Genomic DNA, 20076 nt, shown 5'->3' on the forward strand with positions numbered 1-20076 from the left:
CCACGACCCCCGCTTCACCGCCTGACCCCACCCGGGAGGCCCAGATGCGCGACCGACACGACCCCTACAACCACAACCCCGCCGACGCCGAGTGGGCCAAGTCGCCCTTCTCCGCCGATTCCAACGGCAGTTGCGTGGTCATCGCGCGCTTCGACAACGGCGACATCTGGGTCGGCGACGACAAGAACCCCAACCGCCCACACCTCGCCTTCAACCAAGCCGAATGGACCGCCTTCGTCCAGGCCATCGAAGCCCACGACCCCCGCTTCACCGCCTGACCCCACCCGGGAGGCCCAGATGCGCGACCGACACGACCCCTACAACCACAACCCCGCCGACGCCGAGTGGGTCAAGTCCCCCTTCTCCGCTGACGACAACGGCAGTTGCGTGGTTGTCGCCCGCTTCGACAACGGCGATGTCTGGGTCGGCGACGACAAGAACCCCAATCGGCCCCACCTCGCCTTCAACCAGGGCGAATGGACCGCCTTCGTCCAGGCCATCGAAGCCCGCGACCCCCGCTTCACCGCCTGACCCCCGCTCCCGGCCACGCGGCCTGACCGCGTGGCCGGAGAAATCAGCGGCTCCCCATCCCCAGCCACGCCCGCAGCGACGCCCAGAAGCCCCGGCGTTCAGAGGGCGTCGCCGCAACCTCCACCGCCGGCGCCTGCAACGCCGGCCCCTCCGGCGCGATGCCCTGGGCCCGGGCGGCCGCCAGCCACGCGGGGACGTCGGCGAGCAACTGGTCGTACAGCTTCTGGTCGGAGACCTTCCGGGGATCGCGCCCCAGGTGGACGAAGCCCGCGTTGTCGATGGGGCGCATCTCCGGGACCGCGAGCCCGGTGAGCTTCCGCAGGAAGTCGAACTGCTTGCTGCCCGGGTCACCGAAGCCGATGAACTGCCAGAAGATCGGCAGCTTCGCCGCCTCGCACAGGCGTGCTTCCGCCGCCTTCTTGTTGATCGGCCCGCCGTCCGTCTGGAACAGGACGAGGGCCGGCGCCGTGGCACCGCTCTCCTGGTAGTGCCGAACCACCGCGTCCATCGCCAGGTGGTAACTGGTCTTGCCCATGTGCCCGAGCTTCGCGACGATCCGGTCGATCCAGCCCGCGTGCTCCTCCAGCACGATCTCCGCCTCGGCGTCGACCTCGGTGGAGAAGAAGACGACCGGCACGCTCCCGTCGTCGTCCAGGTGTGCCGACAGCCCCAGCACCCGGTCCGCGAGCGCCTGGACGCTGCCGTCCTTGTAGTACGGCCTCATCGAGCCGGAGTAGTCGATCACCAGGTACACCGCCAGCCGCTGGCCTCCGAGCCCGCGCCGCTCCACCGAGGCGCCGGCCGTCTTGTAGAGGCTCACCAACGCCGGCGCGCTCTGCTCGACCTTGCTCAGACTGACGGCCATGGCTCGCTCCCTCACTCACTGCGGCAGCCGTGACTGCCGGGGCGCGTGATCGTCGACGCGCTCCGGACACTGTGCGTGACGAACGGGCCCGGCGACAAGCCCTGGTGCAGGTCGGACCCTCACAGACCGTTGGGGTGGCTCGACAGCCACCCAGCGTGCCGCTCCTTCAGCCGGTCGCGCTCCTCGGTCGTGGCCAGGTAGACGTCCGCGCCGCCGTCGTACGGGTGGTACAGCCGCCGCATGCCGGTGCCGGTGATGATCACCCCACCCTCCCGGTCGTAGGCGACCCGGCGCAGCAGCCGGTCCAGGCTGCCCGGCCGCCACCGCCGCCGCTCCACGAAGACGTGGCAGTACGTGCGGAACGCCGGCTCGGGGTCGTCCTCCTGGAGCCAGGTCCGCCAGTGCTTCGCGTCCCGGCGCATCCGGGGGACGCTCGTCCGGTTGCTCCACCTCGGGGTGAGCACGTACACCTCGGCACCGGCGAACAGTTCGTCCAGCACGGTGTTGTAGCGCTCCAGGACGATCGCGTACTCGCGCTCGTCGTCGGGGTAGCGCTTGGACTCGGGCAGGCTGTGAAAGCGCACCCACACGTCGCGTGTCCGATTGCGGAGCTCGTACCCGACGGGCTCCGTGCCGGGCCACCGCCGCTCCCAGAGCGCCGTCAGTGCCTCGCGATCCACCCGGCTTCCCCTGTCCTCATCCTCTCGATCCTCCTCGACGGCAGGCGAGTCTGCCACATCCGTCCCACCAGTCCCGGCCTGGTGAAATCCCCTCGTCACGGCCGCCCGGCTCCCGTAGCGTGGTTCGGTCGATCTTGAGCGCAGAACGGGGCCACCACATCATGCAGCAGCACCAGGGCTGGGCCGACGAGCGTTTCGGCGCCGTCGCGGACGTCTTCGCCGCCAACTTCGCCGATTTCCCCGAACTGGGCGCCGCCGTCACGGTGTTCGCCGGCGGCCGGAAGGTGGTCGAGCTGTGGGGCGGCACGGCCGACGAGCGCACCGGGCGGGCCTGGACGCAGGACACCGTGGTGCCGGTGTTCTCCTGTGCCAAGGGCCCGGTGAGCATCTGCGCGCACCTGCTCGCCCAGCAGGGCCGGCTGGACCTGGACGCGCCGGTGGCCCGCTACTGGCCGGAGTTCGCCCGGAACGGCAAGCAGTCCGTGACCACCCGGATGGTCCTCGGCCACCGCGCCGGCCTCCCGGCCCTGGACGCGGTGCTCCCCTTCGAGGAGGTCGCCGCCTGGGATCCGGTGATCCGGGCGATCGAGGCGCAGCAGCCGCTGTGGGAGCCGGGCACCACCCACGAGTACCACGGCCATGTGTTCGGCTTCGCGGTCGGCGAGGTGATCCGCCGGATCACCGGCCTGACCCCGGGCGGGTTCCTGCGCAAGGAGATCGCCGAGCCGCTCGGCCTGCCGCTCTGGATCGGTCTGCCGGAGAGTGAACTGCCGTTCCTGGCCCGGCTGGTGGAGGCCGATGGCCGCCGCCCGCTGCCCGGGCCCGAGCACCTGCTCACCAGGATCGTCACCATGAACGGCGCCCTGGTCTTCCCCGGCCTGGACGTGCCGCACGGCTGGAACGACCCGGCCCTGCACGCGATCGAGCTGCCCGGCGCTGGCGCCGTCGCCTCGGCCACCGGCCTGGCGGGCCTCTACGCGGCGGCGGCCACCGGCCTGGGCGGCACGCCCCGCCTGCTCTCCCCCGACACCGTGACGGACGCGGTGCGCGAGGTCTCCTCCGGCGCGGGCTTCCTGGGCTTCGACCTGGGCGCCCGCTGGGGCTCCGGCCTGCTGCTCGACTCCCCCGCCTTCCGCCCGCTGCTCGGCGCGCGCAGCTTCGGCAACGACGGCGCCGGCGGCCAGTTCGCCTTCGGGGACGACGAGTTCGGCGTCGGCTTCGGCTACGTCGCCAACCGGATGATCGGCCACGGCGACGCCCGGGCGAACCGGCTGATCGAGGCGGTGCGCGGGTGCCTGGGCTGACGGGCTTCCTCCCCCTCGTCACCGGCCTGGCCACCACGGGCGGCCTCGGCGAGCTGCGCTACGGCGCCTCGCTGCCCGAACTCGCCGCCCACTACGGCGATCCGTGGGACGGCGGCGGCATCCACCGAGGCCACCGCTGGCCGCACGCCTTCGGCTGGGGCGACGTGCAGACGGTGTTCTGCCGCTGCCGCCGGCTCCACGCGCTCTCCCTGCCGGTCTGGCACGGCGAGCTCGACCTCCCGCAGCCGGGCGGCGGTTCGCTGACGCTCGACACCCACGTCGCGGAGCCGGACCTGATGGCCGCGCTGGCCGCCACCGGCCACGGCTGGCGGACGGTGACGTACGAGAACCTCCCGGGCCAGCGGAACCTGGAGTTCTCGCCCGCCGAGGAGGTCAGGGTCGAGCTGGTGCTCACCGACCGCGACGGCTACGACCAGCCGCCGTTCCCTGAGTGGGTGCTGCACAAGGCGGTGCTGTGGGGCTACGAGCACGTCGACTGCCCCGAGCCGGACGGCGGCCCGCCGGACGACGGCTGGGGCGCCTCCACGCGGTGACCCGTGGGCCACGTGGGGGTCACCCGCCTCAGCGCAGCGCGCGCGGCAGCACCACCCGCACCCACTCCTCCGGCTGCGACAGGTGCGGGGCGTGCCCGGCGCCCTCGTACAGGTGGCGTTCCGGCTTGGGCAGGGCGAGGTCGATCAGGTCCAGCACCTCGCCGAACATCGGCGCGCTGTCGTCGCTCTGGGTGAGCAGCGCGGGCTCACCGAACCGGGAGAGCCCGGTGAGGTCGAGGTCGAGCGCGTCCGGGTCGCGCAGCTCGTCCAGGTAGGTGGGCGCGTTGCGGATGTAGCTGTGCCGCACCGGCGCGGGCAGCTGCTCCCAGGCGCCGGGGCCGAGGGCGAGGCTGTCCACGTACAGTTCGGCCGCCGCGGCGGACTCGGCCTGCTCCAGCAGCTCCCGGACGGCGGCGATCCGGTCGGCGAAGCCGGTGCCGATCGGCCGCAGGTCCGGGTCGGCGAGCAGGATGCCGGTGCCCGGCGGCTCGTGCACGGCGATCCCCCTCAGCAGGTCGGGCCTGGCGGCGGCGAGCCTGAGGGCGACCAGCGCGCCGTAGGAGTCGCCGTAGACGAAGGCGGGGGCGAGGCCCAGCGCGTGGAGCAGCCCGGCCAGGTCGGCCGCGTCCTCGTGCACCGAACCCTGGGTGAGCGGGTCCTCGCTGCGGCTGTGCCCCCGGCGGTCGTAGGCGACCACGGTGGTGGACTCGGCCAGGCCGGGCAGCACCCGCGCCCAGGAGTCCCCGTCGCTCCAGGAGCCGTGCACCAGCACGACGCCGGGGCCCTCGCCGTGGGCCTCGTAGTGCAGCCCCACCCCGTTCACCCTGATCTCCGCCATCACGAGCCTCCCGGTGTCGGCGGTGCTCCTCCACCAGCCTGACACAACCGCCCGGAAGGCTCAGGCCCACGGCCCGCAGCGGACACCCCGGGCACGGGCGCCCCCTCGGCGACCCCGGGTGCGGCCCCGGGTGCGGCCCCGGATCAGCTCAGCCCCCGCACCGGCGGCTCGTCCCGCGTCCCGTCCTCGGCCACCACGGTGAAGCGTTCCGGGCCGGACAGCGACAGGTCCACCGGGTAGAGCGAGGCGGTGCCGTTGACGTCCAGCACGGCGCTCCGCCGCCCGGTCGCCGCCTCCACCCTGGTCACCCGGCCCCGGGTCATCGCCCACACCGAGGCGCCGTCCACCACCAGGCCGGTCACCTGGTCGTCGAGCTCCGCCGTCCAGCGCTTGCCGCCGTCCGCGAGCGAGTACGCCAGCAGCCGCCCGGTGGCGGTCCTGCCGGGGTGCCTGCCGCCGCTGATGCCGACGTCGCCGGGCTTCTCCCCCGGCACGATGAACAGGTCCCCGACGACCACCCCGCCGAACAGCGGCCGGGCGCTGAACTCGTCGAAGGCGTGCAGCCCGCCCAGCATCACGTCCAGGTCGTACTCGTCCCCGGCGACCGGTATCGCCGCCCGCTGCCGGCCGGACCGGTCGTAGCCGAGCACCGCGTGGGTGCCGCGCTCGGCCCCGGCGTCCACCCAGACCGCCAGCGGGTCGACCGACAGCACCGCGAGGTTGCGCAGCCCGCCCGCCGCCGGCAGCGCGATCCGCTCCCGCTCCCGCCCGTCCGCCGGTGCCAGCGAGCGCAGCACGGGCGCCGCGTCGCCGCACCGCGCGACCGTCACGGCGTCCCCGGCGCCGCCCGCGACCTGCAACGGCGTGCAGCCGGGGTCGGGCGTGCTGCGCCAGACGTCCCGGCCGTCCGCCAGCCGTACGGCGCGCCAGCCGCTCCGCTCCTGGAGCAGGGCCTGCGGTCCTGCCACGGCGACCACGTCGGGCGTCGCGTCGTCCCCGTCCCTGGCGGGCGCGTCCACGGTGGCGGTCCAGCCCTCCCTGCCGTCGGCGAGGTCGAGCGCCGTCACGGCCGAGCACGGCCGGTCGTGCGGCGAGTGGCCGATCAATCCGACGGCGCCGGCCCTGCCCTGGTCCCCCGGACCGGTCCCGCGGCTCATCGCGCACACCGAGTCCTCCCCGGGCGGGGTCCAGCTCCAGGCGACGGCCCCGGTGGCAGCGCGGTACGCCACCACCAGGTCCGGGCGGACCCGCACCACCAGGTCCCCGCTGGCCCAGCTGCCCACCGCGCGGATCGTGGACGGCCGGTCCGGCGGCACCTTCCAGGAGTCGTTGAGGCCGTCCCCGGCGAAGGCGACGAAGATCCCGAGCCCGAGCAGGGCGCCGGCGGCGGCCGAGGGGAACCCGGCCCTGGGGTGGATCAGCGCCCAGACGAAGCCCGCGCCGCAGGGCATCAGCCCGAGGATGCTGATGATCCCCATGTAGGCCAGGCTGTCGCCGCCGAACCCGTTCGCCGGGCCGAACAGGACCGCCAGCCCCATGCTCGCGAACATCGCCCCGAGCACGCCGCCGGAGACCACCAGCCAGGTCTCCCTGCCCCAGGCGAAGCCGGCGCCCCACCGCGCCCTGACGACCCTGTCCGCGGGCCAAACGGCCATGCCGGTCTCTCCCCTGCGACGCGCCGCCCACCGCGCGGGGCGACGATCACCGGATCGTCGCAGAGCCGGTCATGATCCGGAACAAAGAGCAGGGAAAACCCCGGCCATGCCCCGTACATACCAGGCCGTGGACGGCGGGATCGCCGGAAGTCCCGGCCCGGCGCCTTCACCCGTCGGGCCCGGCGCCGTCACCCGTCCGCGCTACCCCGTCAGCCGGCTGCCCCGCCTTGTCACCCGTCCGGAAACCGATTGCCCGCCCTCCGGTCACTGGCTAGCGTGGCCCGACATGACCGCGACTCCCGACACCCCCGACTGGCTCACCGCCAACCGCGCGAACTGGGACGAGCGCGTCCCCGTCCACACCGCCGGAGCCTTCTACGACCTGCCCGGCTTCGTCGCGGGCCGCGACACCCTCCAGGACTACGAGCCCGCCGAGGTCGGCGACGTCACCGGCCGCACGCTGCTCCACCTCCAGTGCCACATCGGGCTCGACACCCTCTCCTGGGCCCGCCGCGGCGCCGTCGTCACCGGGCTCGACTTCTCCGCCCCCGCCGTCGCGGCGGCCGCCGACCTCGCCGCCCGGATCGGCGCCGCCGACGCCCGGTTCGTCACCTCCGACGTCCACGACGCCGCCGAGGCGCTCGACGGCCGGACGTACGACATCGTCTACACCGGCTTCGGCGCCCTCTGCTGGCTCCCCGACCTCACCCGCTGGGCCCGTACGGTCGCCTCGCTCCTCACCCCCGGCGGCTTCCTCTACCTCGCCGAGCACCACCCGGTGGCCGACGTGCTCGCCGACGACGGGCGCACCTTCGAGGAGGACTACTTCGAGCGCACGCCGATCGTCGTCGACTTCCCCGGCACCTACGCCGACCCGGACGCCCGGCTCGACTCCACCGTCACCGTCCAGTGGCAGCACGGCCTCGGCGAGGTCGTCACCGCCCTGGCCGGCGCCGGACTCCGCCTGGACTTCCTCCACGAGCACGACCACGCCCACTTCCGCGTCCCGGCCGGCTCCCCCGCCCCGCAGTCCTACTCCCTCCGGGCCACCCGGCCCCGGTGATTTTCAGGGGCACATATTGGCCCCCTGGCGCCCCGTGTGAGGCAGGTCACCGGAACCGGGCGCCCGTGGCGGACAAGGCACTTCGTGGACTACACATTGCACGCCCGGATACGCGCGGGGGACCCCGAGGCGTTCAGGGAACTCTTCCGCGACCATGCCCCCCTGGTCCATCGGCACGCCGTCCGCGTGAGCGGTGACCGGGACCTCGCCGAGGACGTCGTCTCACTGACCTTCCTGGAGGCCTGGCGGCTGCGCGGCCGGCTCCTCGACCACGAGGCCGGCCCGCGCCCGTGGCTCATGGGCATCGCCGTCAACGTGCTGCGCAACACCCGCCGTGCCGCACGCCGCCACCACGCGGCCCTCGGACGCCTGCCCGCCCGCGACACCGTCCCGGACTTCGCCGACGAACTCGTCGGGCGGATGGCCGACGCCGACCAGCTGGCCGCCGCCCAGCGGGCGCTGAAGCGACTGCGCCGCTCCGAGCGCGAGGTGTTCACCCTGTGCGTCTGGTCCGGACTGGGGTACGCCGAGGCCGCCGCCGCGCTCGGGGTCCCCGTCGGCACCGTGCGTTCGCGCCTCTCACGCGCCCGCACCCGACTGCGCAGACTCGCCGGACAGGAACTGAGGAAGAACCGGGAACCGCTTCCGCGTCCCGGACAAGTACAGGGCGGCCGCACCTGCGCGGCCCGGTCGTACGAGTCGCACGAGGAGACGTACGGATGACCCGCAAGTTCTGGAAGCGGACCGAACCCCTGGACCCCACGGATCCGGACCACGCGGAGCTCGCCCGGCTGCTGCCGGCCCCGTCGATCCCCCCGATGCCGCTCGACCGTCAGCTGCTGTTCGAGGAGCACCTGTTGAACGAGATCCGCACTCCCGCACCCCCGACCGCGAAGCGGCCGGCTCGGCGCGCCCTGCTGATCGCCCTCCCGGTCACCGCCGCCGCGCTCGCCGCCGTCGTCGCCGTCAACGCGCTGACCGGCGGCGCACCGCGGACGGGGTCGGCTTCCGTGGAAGCGCCCGTCGTGCCGGTCGAGGAGGGCAGCGCCCTCCAGCTCGTCTCGACCGTCCAGCAGATCGCCGCCGCCGTGAGCAAGCAGCGGACCCCGGAGCCCAAGCCCGGCCAGTACATCTACGTCAAGAGCGAGGTCTCCTACCTGTCCTACTCGCACAACGCCGACAACGACGAGTCCAGGACGTGGGTGCAGCCGCTGCACCAGCGCGAGGTCTGGAAGTCCCCCGACGCGCGCAGCGGCTGGGTCGACGAGCCCGGCCAGCTGCCCGAGGGCGGCCTGGGCCTCGGCAAGGACAACCCCCACTCCAAGCCGGTGAACGGCAAGGACGTCCCCGGCGAGGCCCCCAACCTGTCGTACGACTGGCTCAAGGCCCAGCCGACCGACCCGGAGCCGCTGCTGAAGGCGATCTACGCGACCACCGGCGGCCCGCGTGACCGGGACCAGCAGGCGTTCGAGACGATCAAGGCGGTCGTCAACGAGCAGCTCGTACCGGCCCAGAACGCCGCCGCGCTCTACCGGGCCGCCGCGGACATCCCCGGTGTGGTCGTCGTCCAGAACTCCCAGGACGCCGCCGGCCGCACCGGCCTCGCCCTGGCCCGCCTGGACGAGAAGACCGGCGAACGCATCGAACTCGTCTTCGACCGTACGACCTTCGCCTACCTGGGCAGTCGCGGCGTCCAGGTCAAGCAGGTGAACAACGTCAAGCCCGGGACGGTCACCGAGCGCACCGCCGTCCTGGAGCGGACCGTCGTCGACGCCCTGAAGCAGCGGCCCGCTCCCGGCGGGACCGTCTGACCGGAGCCCGCGACGACAGCGGCGGCGGGGGCTGCCGGGGCGGTCCGGGTCGGCAGGTGACTGCCGGCCCGGGCGCGCCCGATCGCCCGCACCGCGCCCGCCCTGGAGGCCTCTCAGCCGCGGCCCGGCTCGCCGCCCGGCACCCAGTTCCCGTGCAGGCCCAGCGGCACCCGCACCGGCAGGTGGATGCGGGCCACCGGCTCGCCGGTGAAGTCCTCGGCGGCGAGGATCACCAGGTCCGTCGCGCCCCGGGCCGGGTCGAGGACGTACGCCATCAGGTAGCCGTCGTCCTCCGCCGCCGGCGACTCGGCGGCGACGAACACCCCCTCGCCGACCGCCCCGTAGCGCCCGAACTCGTGGGCCTCGACGGTCCCCCGGCGCAGGTCGTGCTTGAGCAGGGCGTTGCTGAAGCCCTCGTCCGGACGGTCGTCCCCGGGGCCGGCCGGCGACGCGTAGAGCTCGACGGCGGCCGCGTAGCCGTAGCGGTAGGGGCGGCCGGTGTGGCGCGAGTTGAGGCGCGGGAACTCCTGCACCCGGTCGTCCAGCCGCTCCTCCCGCACCGTCCCCGCCGCCAGGTCGACCGTCCAGCGGTCGAGCGTGGGCCGGCTCGCGCCGATGTCGCGCAGGTCCATCCCCGGCGGGTGCCGCACGACGTCGACCACCAGCGAATCCGCCGTCCGCTCGTACGCGTTGAGGGTGTGCCCGACCAGGTGCGGCGACAGCTCGAACCACCGCACCGCACCGCCCTCGCGGGGCATCACCCCGAGCCGGGCGGGGCGCCGCTCGTCCCAGGTGAAGGGCACGCCGGTGGCCAGGTGCGCCGCGCTGAACACCACCGGCGTGTCGTACAGCAGCACGAACCGCTCGGTGAGCGCGAAGTCGTGCATGTACGGGTTCCCCGGCACCTCGATCAGCGTGCCGCGCCGGACGGCGCCGCCGGCGTCCATCACGATGTGCTGCACCTGCTCCGAGCCGTAGCGGAAGGCCAGCGAGTGCAGTTCCCCGGTGTGCGGGTCGAGGATCGAGTGGGCGTTGGCGCTGTACCCCTCGGGCGTGGCGCCCAGCTCGCACGGGCCCACCGTGTCCAGCTCGTAGGTGAGTTCGTACGGGCGGATGCCGCCCTCGGTCAGGGCGTAGGTGCGCCCGGCGAGGCCGGCGACCTGCACGTTGGGCGAGATGTCCAGCCGCTCGTCGACGGGCGTGCCGCGCCGGGGCTCGCCGAGCCGGTCGGCGACCGCGCCGGAGCGCACCCAGCGGTTGCGGTACCACTCGGCGCGACCGTCCCGTAACCGGACGCCGTGCACCATGCCCGCGCCGAGCGTCCACAGGTGCGCGGCCGGGTCCTCGATGCCCAGCGGGTTGGGGCCGTTGCGCAGGTAGCGGCCGTCGAGGTGGGCCGGGATCCGGCCGGTGACGGGCAGGTCGTGGGCGGTGACCTCCTCGGTCACCGGGGCGAAGTTCCCGGACAGGTAGCGGTTGCGGCTCGTGGTGGTCCGGCTCGTGGTGGTCCCACGCATGGCGTCTCTCCTCATGGTGTCGCCGTCTCGTCAGGTGTCGGGGCGCCGGCGCCGAACGCCCGCCCCAGCGCGGCCATCAGCTCCTCGTAGCGCGCGCCCGCCTCGGCCGGGGCGAAGTGGCCGGCCAGCTCCAGGCTCACCGCGCCGTGGGTGGCCGCCCAGAACAGCTTGGAGACCTCGTGGGCGTCGCCGGGCCGGAAGACCCCGGCCGCCATGCAGGCGTCCACGGCGGCCACCGAGGCGCCGAACGCCCCGTCCGCCACGGCCAGGGCCTCGGCGCCGGGCCGGAATCCGGACACCGGCTGCTCGAACATCACCCGGTAGTAGGCGGGTTCGGCGAGCGCGCGCTCCCGGTAGGCCCGGCCGAGCGCGGTCAGGTACGCCAACGGACCCTCTCCGCGCGACACTTCGTCCTGTGCCCGGCGCAGCCGCGCGAAGCCCTCGCGGTACAGCGCGTCGAGCAACCCCTCCTTCCCTCCGAACATCGTGTACAGCACCTTGGTCGAGGAGCCGATCTCGGCGGCGATCCGGCGCACGGTCAGCCCGGCGGGGCCTTCGGTGACGAGGAGCGCGATGGCGCGGTCGAGGATCACGGCGCGTACGGCGGCCTGGCCGGCCCGCTGCGCGTCCTGGTAGGGCGTGCTCATGGGCAACAACGTAACCGATGGGAAACACTGTTACCACCCCTGTGTGCGGACCGCCGCCCGAAACCGCGCCACCCCGGCCCCGTGTCCCGCCGGTCAGCGGCATGCGGTGAGCGACGGGCGCGCACCGGCGAACCTCGCGGCCCGTACACACCCCCAACTCGGAGCGGGAAGTCGGCCCGCCCGACTTTCCACTCCGGTCTCCACCCCTTCCGCACACTGGCGCGCCCCACGAACGAGGGACCTGGAACATCCCTCCCACCACCGCAACACCCGCCCACTACAGGCGAGTTGGCGTCACGTCAAGGCGAGTCCAGCCCGTCGGCCGCGGAATTCCCGGCCCGCGCTGAGCCGACCGAGTGAGCCTCCGCCACGGGCAGTGCGCGCACCACCGGTCCGCTCGTTCTGCTGTACATGCCTCCCTCGCTCTCCACGCCGCCCCCGTTGCCCACGCACAGCACCGCGAGGAGGTTCCCGTGGCCGTGATCGGCCGTGCCACGGCCACCGTGGTGGCGCTGGGCATCCTGCTCGTCCCGGCCGCGGTCACCGCGGGCACCGACCTGGCACCCGAGGTCGGCTCGGGCTGGTGGGAGGTGTCGGCCAACGCCGCCAACGTCCGGGTCGACCACTTCGGCGAGGAGCCCGTCATCGGATTAGCCAGTTCGGGTGACCGGGTCGAGGTCGTGGACACCTGGACCTCGCCGCTCGGCGCCCGTTGGGCGAAGGTCATGGTGGTGCGCAACCGGGTCTCCGGGTGGGTGCTGTGGTCCCTGCTCGCGCACCGCGACCCGTCATCGGAACCGTAGAATCCGTCTGTACGAATCAGGAGGGATATCGCGTGTTCCGAGCGCAGCGTCCGCGCACCGCAGAGCTGACCCCGTGGCAGGGCGAGGGGCCGGTCAACGGCGTCGCCCTGCTGTTGCCGGGCGGATTCATCCGCAGCCGGCGCGCACCGATGAAGGTCGCCGAGCTGGGCCTGCGGGACCTGGCCACCGAACTCGCCGACCGAGGCCGGCCGCACGGCCTCGCGGTGCACCTGCTGCGCTACCGCCACGGCGGCTGGAACGGCGCCGACGCCGACACCGCGGTCGACACCCGCTGGGCGCTCGACGAGCTCGCCCGGCGGTACCCGGGCACGCCGGCCGTCCTGATCGGCAACTCGCTGGGCGGGCGCGCCGCGTTCTGGTGCGCCGGGCACCCGTCCGTGGTCGGCGTGGCCGGGATCGCCCCCTGGCTGCCCAGCGGCGACCCGGTGGACCAGCTGGCCGGGCGGCGGGTCCTGATCGTCCACGGCACCGGCGACCACAGCTCGGCCAACGCCGCCCAGTCCCTGGAGTACGCGCTGCGCGCCCGGCAGGTCGTCCCCGGCCTCGCACGCTACGAGGCCCCGGGCGCCAACCACTACCTGCTCCGCGAGTCCCGCGACATCAGCGCGCTGACCACCGGTTTCACCCTCGCCACCCTGGGCGCCGAGCCCGCCCCGCTGACGGCGGGGGCGGTCTGCACCCGGCTCCCGGCACGGGCGTAGCCGCTCCCCCTCCCCCTGCCGCACCTCCCGCCGCACACCCCGCGCCCCGCACTCCGGGCCTCCCCTGCCGATCGGCAGGGGAGGCCCGGCCGCTTTCCCCCAACAATCCTGCCGATCGGCACATGCGCGAACGGGCCCTCGGCGATCAATCTTGGAGTCACCGCGAGGACGGCCACCCGGGCCGCCGCAGAAGGGAGCCTCCACCGTGTTCCGTGAGCGCGCTCTCCACCTCCACTTCCACGAGGCGGAACTGAATGATCGTCAGTTTCGTCCTCTCCGGGGCGGGGCACTCCGACCCGCGCCCACCCCGACCGGACGGGAGCACACATGCCCTTCGTCAAGCCCACCGCCAAGCCCGCCGCCCTCGCCCGCGACCGGCTCACCCGGTACGCGGACCAGCTCGCCGAAGTCCTCACCTCCGGCTGAAAGGACTCCCGCAGTCGCCGATGCGCATCAGCCCGGACCTCCGGGCCCCACCGGCCGACCACCAGCCGCCCGGCCGACCCGGAGGCGGACCCTCCCCAGGCTGCCACGCCCCGCCCCGCCGAAATCGTGTTGGCGGTCGGCGGCCCGCACTGCCTATGGTCGGGGGATGACCACCACCCGAACCTTCCGCATCATGGTGCGCGGCGTCTTCGACGGCCTCACCGCCGAACAGCGCGCCGAACTGCTCGCCGCCGCCCCCGAGCACGACGTGCTGCACGCCGCCTTCACCCGCGAGGGCCACCTCAGTTACGACCTGTCCGCCCGGGCCGCCTTCACCTTCCGCTTCCTCGACGGCGGCGAGGCCGAGGAGGACATCCTGGAGGCCACCGAGCGGGCCGAGCAGTCGGCGCGGAGCTGGCTGGCCGAACGGGGCTACGGCCACAAGAACCTCCGGTCCCAGGCCGAGGACCTCTCCCAGGCGCCGCTCGGCAAGCGGCAGCGACGCGCCGCCAACGCCTCGCACTGACCCGACCCCCTCCCCCCTTCGCCACCTCCTTGACGGCCTCCTCTTCGGATATACTTGAGCAGTCAAGGAGGTGGCAATGACAGAACAGACGAAGCCGGCACAGTCCACGACGGGCCCGAGCCCCGACCCGCTGGACACCGCCCTGCGGCTGGTCCGCGCCCAGACGGCCGTGGTCAGGCGCTTCGACGCGAGTCTCAGCAGCCTGCACGGCGTCAGCCTGGCCGACTTCACCATGCTGCTCCACCTGTCCCAGGCCCCGGGCAGCCGGATGCGCCGGGTCGACCTCGCCGAGGCCCTCGGGCTCACCGCCTCCGGCGTCACCCGCGGTCTCGCGCCGCTGGAGCGGATCGGTCTGGTCGCCCGCGAGGCCGCCGCCCGCGACGCCCGGGTCGCCTATGCCGCCCTCACCCCGACCGGCCGCGACCGGCTCGCCGAGATGCTGCACACCGCCCGCCAGGTCGCCGCCGACCACTTCGCGGCAGAGCAATGGAGCACCGAGGACCTCGGCAGGCTGTCCGCCCTGCTCACCCGCCTCGGCGGCACCGCCCCCGGCCAGCGGCTCGGCTGAGCCGCGCACCCCGCCACACCCACCGCCCGGCACCACGTCCTAGGCTGGCCCCACACGACCCGCACCACCCGCCCGACCCGCACCACCCGCACCACCCCACCCCCGCGAAGGGCAGCGCCATGACCGACACCCCCGGTACCGGGCCCGGCCGGGAGCCCGCCCTCGCCGACGCCCAACGCACGCACTGGCAGCGGACCTATACCGCCAACCCCGGGATGTACGGCGAGCAGCCCTCCGCGCCCGCCGAGTACGCCGCGGGGGTGTTCACCGCCGCCGGGGCCGGGGACGTGCTGGAACTCGGCGCCGGCCACGGCCGCGACGCACTGTTCTTCGCCCGCACCGGCTTCCGCGTCGTGGCCGCCGACTTCAGTCCGACCGGCCTGGACCAGTTGCACGCCGCCGCGGTGGACCAGGGCCTGGCCGACCGGCTCTCGACCCTCGCCCACGACGTCCGCGACCCACTGCCCCTCCCCGACGCCTCCGTCGACGCGGTCTTCGCCCACATGCTGCTCTGCATGGCGCTCTCCACCGAGGAGATCACGGCGCTCGTCGCCGAGGTCCGCCGCGTCCTGCGCCCGGGCGGCACCTTCGTCTACACCGTCCGCCACACCGGCGACGCCCACTACGGCGCCGGCGCCGGCCACGGGGACGACATCTGGGAGCACGGCGGCTTCGCCGTCCACTTCTTCCCCCGCGAGCTGGTGGACGCGCTCGCCGAGGGCTGGCGGCTGACCGACGTCCATCCCTTCGAGGAGGGCGGACTGCCCCGCCGCCTCTGGCGCATCACCCAGGAGACCCCCCGATGACCGCCCCCGAAGCCCCCGCCACCGACACCGCGGACACCGCCACCGAGGCCCCCGCCCTCACCATCGACGGCACCGGCCTGCTCTGCGTCCAGCTCCTGCTCCGGCTGCGAGCCCGGATCGCGCACCTCCCGGCCGGCGCGGTGGTCCACATCCAGACCACCGACCCCGCCGCCCCGCTCGACCTGCCCGCCTGGTGCCACCTGACCGGCCACGAGTACCTCGGCCAGGTCCCGTACCAGGCCACCGACCGCGAGGTGTACGCCCTGCGCCTCACCTCCGCCCCGGTCCTGACCCGCCCGGACCGCCCCTGGCACCCGGCCCCCGACGCCGACCAGCCGCAGCCCGACGCCGGCCGGGGGCAACCCGGCACCGCCTGACCACCCGTCACCCGGAGCGCCCGTCACCCCGAGCGCCCCGTGCCCTCGGCGGAAATCCCCGGGCGCCGAACTCCGGCGCCGGGACAGACTGCCCCCATGCCCACGGCCGCCACGACGCCCCCGACCCCGACCGCCAACCACCTCCTCGGCCACCCGCCCGAGGCCCGCCTCCTGCTGCTCAACTGCGACGACCTCGGCCTGGACGAGTCCGTCAACCTCGCCGTGATCGACGCCGTCCGCAACGGCATCGCCGCCTCGTGCAGCCTGATGACCGCGTGCGCCGCCGCCCCGCACGCGCTCCGGCTGCTGCGCCGGCACCCGGAGGTCCCCTTCGGCGTCCACCTCACCCTCGTCTGCGAGACCTCGGTGCGCGAGTCCCCGGACCGCCGCTGGGGCCCGCTCGCCGCCCGCGACCGGGTGCCCTCCCTCCTCGACGCCACCGGTGCGCTGTTCGCCCCCACCCCGGCCGGGCGCGCCGACCTGCTCGCCCGGGCCAGGACCGACCACGTCGAGCGTGAGTTCCGCGCCCAGATCGACGCGGTGGCGGCGGCCGGACTCGCCCCCACCCACCTCGACTTCCACTGCCTCGCCGACGGCGGCCGCGAGGACATCCTCGACCTCACCCTCGCCCTCGGCGCCGAGTACGGCCTGGCGGTCCGGGTCTGGCTGCCGCCCGCGCTGGCCCGGCTGCGCGAACGCGGCCTGCCCGTCGTGGACCACGGCTTCCTCGACAGCTTCGCCGTCCCCCTCGACGACAAGCCCGCCCACTACGCCCGGCTGCTCGCCGCCCTCCCGCCGGGCCTCACCGAGTGGGCCCTGCACCCCGCCCTGCCCGGCCAGAACCCCCGCGACCCGACCGCCCACACCCCGGACGACGGCCGACGCGTCCGGGAGACCGACCACGAGTTCCTGGTCTCCCCCGAGGCACACCGGGCGCTCGCCGAGCACGACATCACCGTCCTCGGCTACCGCGCGCTCCAGGAGGCCTGGCAACGAGCCCGCGGACGGCTCACGCCCGAGGCCTGCGGGATGCCCGGTGTGCCACGATGAGGAGGCACGAACGACCCAGCGCCACAGGGAGGTTGACCGCCGTGGACCCGATCATCAGCTGCCGCTGGCAGGACCCGAACGGCGAGTGGGCCCTGACCGTCGGCCACAACGGCGACGGCTGGGAACTGCTCGCCGCGGCCCCCGCCTGGTCGGAGTCGCTCCCCTTCGCCGACCCGGACGACGTCCGCCGGCTCGCCCAGGCCCTGCTGGACCTGCCCGCCGAACCCGAACCGTACGAGTTCGAATGGCAGCTCTCCCGCACCGAGCCCGCCCAGGCCAAGGGCGAACGGACCCACTTCGCGACCTTCGCCGTCGGACTCGACCCCACCGACGGCCACCGCCCGTACCTCGCCTACCAGTCCTACTACCACCTGGGCCAGGCGACCGGACTCGGTCTGGAGGTGATCTGCGAGGACCCGCCGGTCGACCACCTCCGCGCCCAGGCCCACGCCTTCCTCACCGCCTACCCCGGCCCCACCCACCGGTAGCCGCCCCCAGCTCCCAGCCCCCAGCTCCACCAGCCGCGACACCCCCAGCGCCGACACCCCCAGCGCCGACACCACCGGCACCGACCGCGAAACCGGCTCACGCCACGGCGCGCGCCACCCAGTCCACCTCCGCCGCCCGGCTCTCCGGCGCGGCCCGACCGTTGACCACCGCCAACCGGTCACGCACCGCCCCGGCACCCCCCGGCACCGCCCCCGCCCCCACGCACCACGGCCCGTACCGCACCACCAGCGCCGCGACCACGGCCGCCGCCTCCGGCTCCACCCCCGCCGCGACGGCCGGCCCGCCAACTCCCGGACGGCCACCGCCAGTCCGGGCCTCGGCAGTCCGGTGCCAGTCCGCACCGCCCCGGCCGACGCCTCCGCTGCCTCCACTGCCTCCGCCTCGGCGAGCCCGCGCAGCAGTTCCCGGCCCCCCGCTAGCTGCGCCAACTCCGCCCAGGCCGCCACCTGTTCGACCGACGGCTCCTCCGGCAGCCCCACTTCAACGAGCGCGCCACGGAGACGAACCGGCCGGCCCGCCCGGCGCCATCGAACACCCCTGCCAGGAACTCCCCGATCAGGGCCGCCGGGCCGCCTCACCGGTGGTGCACGTCGCGTCGCCGTTCATGGCCCCCCGCTACCTCCCCCTACGGGAGGTGCGAGCCCCCGGATCCGCGACCCCTCACCCCCGAGGCCCGTCCCCGCGGTCCTCCTCCCGCCCGGACCGCCGCGGCGTCCGCCAGGCGGCGAACAGGATGCCCGCCGCGCCGATGACCGCCTGGAGCGCCCCCGGACCGGCCAGCAGGCAGATCAGGGCACACACCACCACGATCGCCAGCAGGGCGACCAGGTCGAGCCTGCGGCCGTCCAGCCCCAGCCCTGCCCGAGAAGCCCTGGACACCCCGGAAGCCCGAGAAGTCCGGGGCACCCGGAGCACCCGCGGCGCCGGCGCGCCCCCCGACCCGACGGCTTCGCCCCGCGATCGTCGAACGTCCGATGACACTCTTCGCCTCCCGGCATCGGGGAGGGCAGCCGTGGAGGATCGCACCCCGCACAACGAGAACAGCCGCATCGCGCCGCATGTCTTGTGAGGTCGCTTCCCCTGCTCCGCCGCTCGACGCGACGAAGCCTGCCCCCAAGATCATGCAGCCGAGCGGCCACACAGAAGCCATGGAACCCGACACCTGAACCGCCGTCAACCCCCGCCGCTGCCCGACAAATCAGCCCCCACCCTGCGAAGCGACCGACGCCTTCCCGGCCGGGGTGGCGGACCCCGGCCGGGAAGGCGCGTCAGCAGGTCAGGCGGTGCGCCGCAGCAGCGCCAGGTACATCGCGTCCGTCCCGTGCAGGTGCGGCCACAGCTGCACGTCCGGCCCGTCGCCGAGCGCCGGGACGCCGGGCAGCAGCGGGCGCGCGTCGATCCACTCGACCCGGCCGCCCTCGCTCCGCATCACGTCGTCCACGACCGCCCGGGTCTCCGCGAGGTGCGGCGAGCAGGTCGCGTAGCCGACCACGCCACCGACCCGGGTGGCCTCGACCGCCGAGCGCAGCAGGTCCCGCTGGAGCGGGCCGAAGGCCGCGATGTCGGCAGGACGGCGCCGCCAGCGCGCCTCCGGGCGGCGCCGCAGCGCGCCGAGGCCGGAGCACGGCACGTCGACCAGGACCCGGTCGAAGCCGCCGGACCGCCAGGCCGGGCGCGTCCCGTCCGCCGCGATCACCGTGTACGGACCGGGGTTGCCCGCCAGTGCCCGCGCCACCAGCCGGGCCCGGTGCGGCTGCTTCTCGCTCGCGACCAGCGCCGCGCCGCGCTCGGCGGCCAGCGCGGCGAGCAGTGCGGCCTTGCCGCCGGGGCCGGCGCAGCCGTCCAGCCAGAGCCGGTCCTGGCCCTCGACCGGCGCCGCGGCCAGCGCCAGCGCGACCAGCTGGCTGCCCTCGTCCTGCACGCCCGCCCGGTTCTCCTGCACCGCCGCCACCGAGCCAGGGTCGCCGCCCTCGGCGAGCCGCAGCGCGAACGGGGACCAGCGCCCCGGCTCGGCCTCCGGCAGCGCCTCGGCCAGCTCGCCGACGGTGGCCCGGCCGGGCCGGGCGACCAGGGTGACCTCGGGGCGCTCGTTGTCGGCCCGCAGCAGCTCCTCCAGCGCGGCGCGCCCGGAGGCGTCCGGCTGCCAGCGGCCGAGGGAGTCCCAGAGCGCGGAGACCACCCAGCGCGGGTGCGAGTGCACGACGGCCAGGTGGTCCTCGGCGTCCTGGTCGTACGGCGGGGCGACCTGCTCGATCCAGGCGTCCAGGTCGCGGGCGCTGATCCGGCGCAGCACGGCGTTGACGAACTTCGCCTTGCCGTCGCCGAGCACCACCCGGGCCAGCTCGACGGTCGCCGAGACGGCCGCGTGACTGGGGATGCGGGTGGTGAGCAGCTGGTGGGCGCCGAGCGAGAGCACGTCCAGTACCGGCGGGTCCACCTTGCCGAGCGGCCGGTCGATGCAGGCGGCGATGATCGCGTCGTAGGTGCCCTGCAGGCGCAGGGTGCCGTAGACCAGTTCGGTGGCGAGGGCGGCGTCGCGCCGGTCCATGCCCTTCTGCTCGGCCTCCCTGAGCAGCGAGGGCAGGATCAGGTTGGCGTACGCGTCGCGCTCGTCGACGGCGCGCAGCGCGCGGAACGCGACGATCCGGGCCGGGTCCTTCTTCGGGCGGCGGTGCGGGCGGGGGGCGCGCTTGGCGCTGGGGGTGGTCACAGGTGCCTCAAGGTGCTGCGGTGGTTATCAACGAACCCGGACGAGCTCGGACGAACTCGAACGGACTGGAACAAACTCAAACGAGAACAGACGAATGCGAACGGCCGGAAACG

The 20076-nt window shown here is 74.4% G+C and carries 23 protein-coding genes; 15 read left to right on the forward strand and 8 right to left on the reverse strand.

Annotation, left to right across the window (positions count from 1 at the left end; translation table 11 throughout):
- The first annotated feature begins 44 nt into the window (after nucleotides 1-44).
- Complete coding sequence (locus tag ACIQOW_RS21690; RefSeq protein ID WP_401087377.1) at nucleotides 45-278, forward strand: DUF397 domain-containing protein; 234 nt, start codon at nucleotides 45-47, stop codon at nucleotides 276-278.
- A 19-nt stretch (nucleotides 279-297) separates the two neighbouring features.
- Nucleotides 298-531, forward strand: coding sequence for a DUF397 domain-containing protein (locus tag ACIQOW_RS21695; RefSeq protein ID WP_401087379.1), 234 nt, complete (start codon nucleotides 298-300; stop codon nucleotides 529-531).
- Nucleotides 532-574: 43 nt separating this feature from the next.
- Here ACIQOW_RS21695 and ACIQOW_RS21700 read toward each other — a convergent pair whose 3' ends face one another.
- Both ACIQOW_RS21700 and ACIQOW_RS21705 read right to left on the reverse strand, forming a co-directional pair.
- Entirely contained in the window at nucleotides 575-1396 is an 822-nt protein-coding gene (locus ACIQOW_RS21700) for a VWA domain-containing protein (RefSeq protein WP_401087382.1), read from the reverse strand.
- Between the two features lie 119 nt (nucleotides 1397-1515).
- Complete coding sequence (locus tag ACIQOW_RS21705) at nucleotides 1516-2076, reverse strand: hypothetical protein (protein ID WP_401087383.1); 561 nt, start codon at nucleotides 2074-2076, stop codon at nucleotides 1516-1518.
- A gap of 161 nt (nucleotides 2077-2237) precedes the next feature.
- Here ACIQOW_RS21705 and ACIQOW_RS21710 point away from each other — a divergent pair, with 161 nt between their 5' ends.
- Nucleotides 2238-3380, forward strand: coding sequence for a serine hydrolase domain-containing protein (locus ACIQOW_RS21710; RefSeq protein WP_401087736.1), 1143 nt, complete (start codon nucleotides 2238-2240; stop codon nucleotides 3378-3380).
- Entirely contained in the window at nucleotides 3368-3934 is a 567-nt protein-coding gene (locus ACIQOW_RS21715; protein WP_401087385.1) for a hypothetical protein, read from the forward strand. Before ACIQOW_RS21710 ends, ACIQOW_RS21715 begins: the two co-directional genes overlap by 13 nt.
- A 28-nt stretch (nucleotides 3935-3962) precedes the next feature.
- Here ACIQOW_RS21715 and ACIQOW_RS21720 read toward each other — a convergent pair whose 3' ends face one another.
- Both ACIQOW_RS21720 and ACIQOW_RS21725 read right to left on the reverse strand, forming a co-directional pair.
- The gene (locus ACIQOW_RS21720) at nucleotides 3963-4772 is read right to left on the reverse strand and encodes an alpha/beta fold hydrolase (protein ID WP_188301577.1); all 810 of its coding nucleotides are present in this window, start codon (nucleotides 4770-4772) and stop codon (nucleotides 3963-3965) included.
- A gap of 143 nt (nucleotides 4773-4915) precedes the next feature.
- Entirely contained in the window at nucleotides 4916-6427 is a 1512-nt protein-coding gene (locus tag ACIQOW_RS21725; protein WP_401087387.1) for a PQQ-binding-like beta-propeller repeat protein, read from the reverse strand.
- Nucleotides 6428-6713: 286 nt separating this feature from the next.
- Between ACIQOW_RS21725 and ACIQOW_RS21730 the strand changes: the two genes are divergently transcribed.
- The 3 genes from ACIQOW_RS21730 to ACIQOW_RS21740 all read left to right on the forward strand — a co-directional run bounded on the left by ACIQOW_RS21730 (nucleotide 6714) and on the right by ACIQOW_RS21740 (nucleotide 9301).
- Nucleotides 6714-7490 carry a class I SAM-dependent methyltransferase gene (locus tag ACIQOW_RS21730; RefSeq protein WP_401087389.1) on the forward strand — a complete coding sequence of 259 codons (777 nt, stop codon included), beginning with the start codon at nucleotides 6714-6716 and terminating at the stop codon, nucleotides 7488-7490.
- 84 nt (nucleotides 7491-7574) lie between these two features.
- The gene (locus ACIQOW_RS21735) at nucleotides 7575-8213 is read left to right on the forward strand and encodes an RNA polymerase sigma factor (protein ID WP_401087391.1); all 639 of its coding nucleotides are present in this window, start codon (nucleotides 7575-7577) and stop codon (nucleotides 8211-8213) included.
- On the forward strand, nucleotides 8210-9301 hold the full coding sequence (locus tag ACIQOW_RS21740) for a CU044_5270 family protein (RefSeq protein WP_401087393.1): 1092 nt from the start codon (nucleotides 8210-8212) through the stop codon (nucleotides 9299-9301). Before ACIQOW_RS21735 ends, ACIQOW_RS21740 begins: the two co-directional genes overlap by 4 nt.
- Nucleotides 9302-9414: 113 nt before the next feature.
- On the opposite strand, the gene ACIQOW_RS21745 is transcribed toward ACIQOW_RS21740, so the two are convergent.
- Complete coding sequence (locus ACIQOW_RS21745) at nucleotides 9415-10818, reverse strand: carotenoid oxygenase family protein (protein ID WP_401087394.1); 1404 nt, start codon at nucleotides 10816-10818, stop codon at nucleotides 9415-9417.
- 11 nt (nucleotides 10819-10829) lie between these two features.
- The gene (locus ACIQOW_RS21750) at nucleotides 10830-11465 is read right to left on the reverse strand and encodes a TetR/AcrR family transcriptional regulator (protein ID WP_401087396.1); all 636 of its coding nucleotides are present in this window, start codon (nucleotides 11463-11465) and stop codon (nucleotides 10830-10832) included.
- A 473-nt stretch (nucleotides 11466-11938) separates the two neighbouring features.
- Here ACIQOW_RS21750 and ACIQOW_RS21755 point away from each other — a divergent pair, with 473 nt between their 5' ends.
- From ACIQOW_RS21755 to ACIQOW_RS21790, 8 genes are all read left to right on the forward strand, one after another.
- Nucleotides 11939-12268 carry a hypothetical protein gene (locus tag ACIQOW_RS21755; RefSeq protein ID WP_188301584.1) on the forward strand — a complete coding sequence of 110 codons (330 nt, stop codon included), beginning with the start codon at nucleotides 11939-11941 and terminating at the stop codon, nucleotides 12266-12268.
- 32 nt (nucleotides 12269-12300) lie between these two features.
- Complete coding sequence (locus ACIQOW_RS21760) at nucleotides 12301-12990, forward strand: alpha/beta hydrolase (RefSeq protein WP_401087398.1); 690 nt, start codon at nucleotides 12301-12303, stop codon at nucleotides 12988-12990.
- A 592-nt stretch (nucleotides 12991-13582) separates the two neighbouring features.
- Nucleotides 13583-13942 carry a DUF6204 family protein gene (locus ACIQOW_RS21765; protein ID WP_401087400.1) on the forward strand — a complete coding sequence of 120 codons (360 nt, stop codon included), beginning with the start codon at nucleotides 13583-13585 and terminating at the stop codon, nucleotides 13940-13942.
- A 76-nt stretch (nucleotides 13943-14018) separates the two neighbouring features.
- Nucleotides 14019-14510: a MarR family winged helix-turn-helix transcriptional regulator gene (locus tag ACIQOW_RS21770; protein WP_401087402.1), complete on the forward strand. Its 492-nt coding sequence runs from the start codon at nucleotides 14019-14021 to the stop codon at nucleotides 14508-14510.
- 119 nt (nucleotides 14511-14629) lie between these two features.
- On the forward strand, nucleotides 14630-15316 hold the full coding sequence (locus ACIQOW_RS21775; RefSeq protein WP_401087404.1) for a class I SAM-dependent methyltransferase: 687 nt from the start codon (nucleotides 14630-14632) through the stop codon (nucleotides 15314-15316).
- Nucleotides 15313-15693, forward strand: coding sequence for a sulfurtransferase TusA family protein (locus ACIQOW_RS21780; RefSeq protein ID WP_401087406.1), 381 nt, complete (start codon nucleotides 15313-15315; stop codon nucleotides 15691-15693). Before ACIQOW_RS21775 ends, ACIQOW_RS21780 begins: the two co-directional genes overlap by 4 nt.
- Before the next feature lie 96 nt (nucleotides 15694-15789).
- Nucleotides 15790-16743, forward strand: a complete 954-nt coding sequence (locus tag ACIQOW_RS21785; RefSeq protein WP_401087407.1) for a polysaccharide deacetylase family protein — start codon at nucleotides 15790-15792, stop codon at nucleotides 16741-16743.
- Nucleotides 16744-16784: 41 nt separating this feature from the next.
- Nucleotides 16785-17231 (forward strand): hypothetical protein, encoded by a 447-nt coding sequence (locus tag ACIQOW_RS21790; protein ID WP_401087408.1) that lies wholly within the window; start codon nucleotides 16785-16787, stop codon nucleotides 17229-17231.
- Between the two features lie 682 nt (nucleotides 17232-17913).
- Here the strand turns inward: ACIQOW_RS21790 and ACIQOW_RS21795 are convergent.
- Together ACIQOW_RS21795 and ACIQOW_RS21800 are read right to left on the reverse strand one after the other, a co-directional pair.
- Complete coding sequence (locus ACIQOW_RS21795) at nucleotides 17914-18132, reverse strand: hypothetical protein (RefSeq protein WP_401087410.1); 219 nt, start codon at nucleotides 18130-18132, stop codon at nucleotides 17914-17916.
- 397 nt (nucleotides 18133-18529) lie between these two features.
- Nucleotides 18530-19963 carry an RsmB/NOP family class I SAM-dependent RNA methyltransferase gene (locus ACIQOW_RS21800; protein ID WP_401087412.1) on the reverse strand — a complete coding sequence of 478 codons (1434 nt, stop codon included), beginning with the start codon at nucleotides 19961-19963 and terminating at the stop codon, nucleotides 18530-18532.
- Nucleotides 19964-20076 lie beyond the last annotated feature (113 nt).

It is taken from the genome of Kitasatospora sp. NPDC091335 (assembly GCF_044757205.1).
GTDB lineage: Bacteria > Actinomycetota > Actinomycetes > Streptomycetales > Streptomycetaceae > Kitasatospora.

Bases quoted from the DNA above. Each gene is read 5' to 3' on its own strand.
- ACIQOW_RS21785 (WP_401087407.1), top strand. From the start codon at position 15,790: ATGCCCACGGCCGCCACGACGCCCCCGACCCCGACCGCCAACCACCTC.
- ACIQOW_RS21730 (WP_401087389.1), top strand. From the start codon at position 6,714: ATGACCGCGACTCCCGACACCCCCGACTGGCTCACCGCCAACCGCGCG.
- ACIQOW_RS21750 (WP_401087396.1), bottom strand. From the start codon at position 11,465: ATGAGCACGCCCTACCAGGACGCGCAGCGGGCCGGCCAGGCCGCCGTA.
- ACIQOW_RS21745 (WP_401087394.1), bottom strand. From the start codon at position 10,818: ATGCGTGGGACCACCACGAGCCGGACCACCACGAGCCGCAACCGCTAC.
- ACIQOW_RS21710 (WP_401087736.1), top strand. From the start codon at position 2,238: ATGCAGCAGCACCAGGGCTGGGCCGACGAGCGTTTCGGCGCCGTCGCG.
- ACIQOW_RS21740 (WP_401087393.1), top strand. From the start codon at position 8,210: ATGACCCGCAAGTTCTGGAAGCGGACCGAACCCCTGGACCCCACGGAT.
- ACIQOW_RS21780 (WP_401087406.1), top strand. From the start codon at position 15,313: ATGACCGCCCCCGAAGCCCCCGCCACCGACACCGCGGACACCGCCACC.
- ACIQOW_RS21695 (WP_401087379.1), top strand. From the start codon at position 298: ATGCGCGACCGACACGACCCCTACAACCACAACCCCGCCGACGCCGAG.
- ACIQOW_RS21720 (WP_188301577.1), bottom strand. From the start codon at position 4,772: ATGGCGGAGATCAGGGTGAACGGGGTGGGGCTGCACTACGAGGCCCAC.
- ACIQOW_RS21765 (WP_401087400.1), top strand. From the start codon at position 13,583: ATGACCACCACCCGAACCTTCCGCATCATGGTGCGCGGCGTCTTCGAC.
- ACIQOW_RS21775 (WP_401087404.1), top strand. From the start codon at position 14,630: ATGACCGACACCCCCGGTACCGGGCCCGGCCGGGAGCCCGCCCTCGCC.
- ACIQOW_RS21725 (WP_401087387.1), bottom strand. From the start codon at position 6,427: ATGGCCGTTTGGCCCGCGGACAGGGTCGTCAGGGCGCGGTGGGGCGCC.
- ACIQOW_RS21700 (WP_401087382.1), bottom strand. From the start codon at position 1,396: ATGGCCGTCAGTCTGAGCAAGGTCGAGCAGAGCGCGCCGGCGTTGGTG.
- ACIQOW_RS21690 (WP_401087377.1), top strand. From the start codon at position 45: ATGCGCGACCGACACGACCCCTACAACCACAACCCCGCCGACGCCGAG.
- ACIQOW_RS21770 (WP_401087402.1), top strand. From the start codon at position 14,019: ATGACAGAACAGACGAAGCCGGCACAGTCCACGACGGGCCCGAGCCCC.